Origin of the sequence: Sphingopyxis sp. (genome assembly GCF_036402335.1) — a bacterium.
Classification (GTDB): domain Bacteria; phylum Pseudomonadota; class Alphaproteobacteria; order Sphingomonadales; family Sphingomonadaceae; genus Sphingopyxis.
This window is the reverse complement of record NZ_DASWTD010000218.1, coordinates 1-1603: the sequence shown is the minus strand read 5'-3', so window position 1 is coordinate 1603 and position 1603 is coordinate 1. Positions and strand designations below refer to the sequence as shown.

General features: G+C 65.4%; 3 protein-coding genes. All 3 read left to right on the top strand.

Translation table 11 applies throughout. The annotated features are described in order from the left end of the window. Window positions 1-395, top strand: a 395-nt coding sequence (locus VGD20_RS06805; RefSeq protein ID WP_331133726.1) for a DUF3734 domain-containing protein, incomplete at its 5' end; no start/stop codon positions are given. A gap of 15 nt (window positions 396-410) precedes the next feature. Further along, window positions 411-1196, top strand: a complete 786-nt coding sequence (locus VGD20_RS06800) for a 3-hydroxybutyrate dehydrogenase (protein ID WP_331133725.1) — start codon at window positions 411-413, stop codon at window positions 1194-1196. 95 nt (window positions 1197-1291) lie between these two features. Beyond that, the coding region (locus VGD20_RS06795; RefSeq protein ID WP_331133724.1) for a DUF4893 domain-containing protein at window positions 1292-1603 on the top strand (312 nt) is incomplete at its 3' end.

Below are 1603 nucleotides of genomic sequence, written 5' to 3'. Positions count from 1 at the left end.
GCCCGCGCACGATCATGGACGTGATGGCACGCGAGAAGGAGATCCGCTTTTCCAGCCGCACGCGCCAGATCTCCGACCAGCTCATGAAGCTGCGCAAGGAGCGCGAAGTGATCCGCACCGTGCTCGAAAAGCTCTCGGGCGACCTGCTCGACGATCCCGACGTGCAAAAGCTCGCCGAACTGTCGCGCGAGCATGCGGTCAACCTCGTGCATCTCATCTACCGCGCCAACGCGTGGGAGGGTGGCGCGCGCGACTATGAATTCTCGGCGCGGACGATGGACGAACACTGGGCCGCGGGCCGGGCGGCGGTCTGCGGCGCAATCTCCAGGGCGGGGCTGCTCGCCACCAACATTCTCGACGGCAAGACCGCCGCTTTCGATCTCACACCCCGCTGAAGAAAGGCGTAACTGATGTTCCTCAAGGGCAAGACCGCGATCGTCACCGGCTCAACCTCGGGTATCGGGCTTGCCTATGCCAAGGCGCTCGCGGCCGAGGGCGCTGCTGTGATGATCAACGGCTTTGGCGATGCCGCCGAAATCGAGAAGGAACGCGCGGCGCTGGAGGGTATCAGCGGCGCCAGGGCGCTCTATTCGCCCGCCGACATGACTGATGGCGACGCGATCGCGGCAATGGTGCAGCAGTGCCATGACGAACTCGGCGGGCCCGATATCGTCATCAACAATGCGGGCATCCAGCATGTCGCGGCGATCGAGGATTTCCCGGTCGAGAAATGGAATGCGATCATCGCGATCAACCTCTCCTCGGCCTTCCACATCATGCACCATGCCGTGCCGCACATGAAGGCGAAGCGCTGGGGCCGGATCATCTCCACTGCGTCGGCGCATTCCTTCGTCGCCAGCCCCAACAAGTCGGCCTATGTCGCGGCCAAGCACGGCCTTGCCGGTCTCACCAAGACCGTCGCGCTCGAGGTCGCGACGCATGGCATCACCGTGAACGCGATCAGCCCCGGCTATGTCTGGACGCCGCTCGTCGAGAAGCAGATCCCCGACACGATGAAGACACGCGGCCTCACGCGCGAACAGGTCATCAACGACGTGCTGCTGGACGCGCAGCCGACCAAGCAGTTCGTGACGGTGGAGCAGGTCGCGGCGCTGGCGGTCTTTCTGTGCCGCGATGAAGCCGCAGGGATCACGGGCGCCAACCTCCCCGTCGATGGTGGCTGGACCGCGCAATAGCGCTTTCCAGTGATGGCGCCTGGACCGCGCAATAGCGCTTCCCAAGCAGCGCCGTCCTGCTATCGTCGCGACCCACACAAACAGAATGGTCGCGCATGGGCTGGGGACTGAGGGCATTTCTTTTCGCGCTTCCGCTTGCCGGCTGCGCATCGGGTGACGCATCGCCCAATCCGATCACGCTCTCCGCGCCCGCAACGGCCAACTGGCGCGTCGTCGCAACGCCCGAGGACCGCCGTCGCATCAATCAGTGGCGGACCGCCTTTACCGAGGCGCTCGGCCAGGCGCGCGCTGCCGGGCATTCGGCCGAGATCGCAGCCGAGGGCGCGCTTCTCAATCCCGATTCGGCGCTGCCGGGCGCGCGGTTGCCCAAGGGTGACTATCGCTGCCGCGTCATCAAGCTGGGCGCT

Coding starts and splice junctions, on each gene's coding strand:
- VGD20_RS06800 (WP_331133725.1), top strand. CDS start 411: ATGTTCCTCAAGGGCAAGACCGCGATCGTCACCGGCTCAACCTCGGGT.